This is a genomic window from Ureibacillus thermosphaericus (genome assembly GCF_012396605.1).
Taxonomy (GTDB): domain Bacteria; phylum Bacillota; class Bacilli; order Bacillales_A; family Planococcaceae; genus Ureibacillus; species Ureibacillus thermosphaericus.
On sequence record NZ_JAAXPW010000076.1, the window covers coordinates 1 to 1,506 of the forward strand.

At 35.2% G+C, this 1,506-nt stretch carries 1 protein-coding gene; it reads left to right on the plus strand.

Features of this window, described 5'->3' with window-relative positions:
• Nucleotides 1-1,354 (plus strand): ATP-binding protein (locus HF990_RS14765; protein ID WP_168412887.1); only part of this gene is annotated, 1,354 nt, incomplete at its 5' end.
• Nucleotides 1,355-1,506 lie beyond the last annotated feature (152 nt).

A 1,506-nucleotide genomic window follows, 5' to 3' on the forward strand; every position in this document is an offset into this window, starting at 1 on the left:
ACAAGTCATAGGTTATAGTAAAAAAATGGATGTTTACTACCCTCGCTTAGGTGTTTTCGTTTTTTCTCTAAAGTCCAGAAAAAATAAAACTGAAAATTCAGACATCATTTATGCGACGGTAGTGATTCCATCTGTAAATTATAAATTTGAGAATATTCCAGTTAAAAAAGCCAATGGCAAAGAAGATGCAATTATTTTATTGCATATAGAACCGAGTGTAGATAAAGTTCATAAAACAGAGGCTGATGAAGTCTTTTTAAGAGTTGGCGATGAAACTATAAGGCTTAATTATGAACAAAGGGTAGATCTGGAATATGATAAGGGTAGCCGTCTTTACGAAGAACAGATTGTCGAGGGATGCACATTAGATGACCTTGATAAAGAAGTATTGGATAAGTACCAAAAATTACTTGAATTCAACGGATCATTTGAGGAACTTCTTTTGGCTAGAGGTTTTTTACGAAGAGTTAATGGAGGGGTAAAATTAACCGTCGCGGGTGTATTAATGTTTGCAAAGTATCCTACTGCATTTATTCCTAGTGCAAAGTTAAGGTTTTTCCGCTATGATGGGACGAAAGCAGAAGTTGGAACTTCAATGAACATCTCTAAACAAAAGGTTTTCGAAGGACCAATACCTAAGTTAATTGAGGAATCAAAAGAATTTATTGATACACAATTAAGGGAGTTTACCGCACTTGACAAAAATACTGGACAGTTTATTACCGTTCCGGAATATCCGCCTTTTGCATGGCAAGAAGGAGTCATAAACGCTATTACCCATCGAGCTTATAACATACATGGGGATGATATCAAAGTCTTTATGTTCGATGACCGACTTGAAATACACAGTCCCGGTCGTCTCCCTAATATTGTGAATGTAGAAAATATAAAATATACAAGGTATTCAAGAAATCCAAAAATCGCTAGAGCATTGACGGAGTTTGGATGGGTACGAGAACTGAACGAGGGAGTCAAACGGATTTATCGTGATATGGAACAATTCTTTTTAGATCCTCCAGTATATAATGAAACTCATTCATCTGTCATCCTAACTTTAAAAAATAACATATTAATGCGAAGACAACGCAGAGAAGAAAGAATTTCATTAATTATCAATAGAAGTTGGAAAAGTTTAACCGATGAAAAAGTGGCATTGGAAATTGCATATGGAAAAGATAAACTAAAAACGAGACAACTAGCGGATGCTCTGGGGAAAAGTCCTCAATATGCTCGAAAAATCCTTAAAAAATTAGAGGAAAAGAAACTTATTAAAAAAATTGCTACCTCTAGTCGTGATCCAAATTTACATTATATATTAAATACTGGCGATGAATCTGAATCAACTGATAAATGAGCCTAACATGGGATTGTTAGGCTCATTTCAGCTTGTAGACAAAGTCCCTAACTAGGGGCCAAATCTACAGGCTTTTTTGTATAATAGGGATAGAATTCTTGGTTAACGGGGGAAATTTAGGATGTTATCGAAGCGTACTGACAATAATCGAA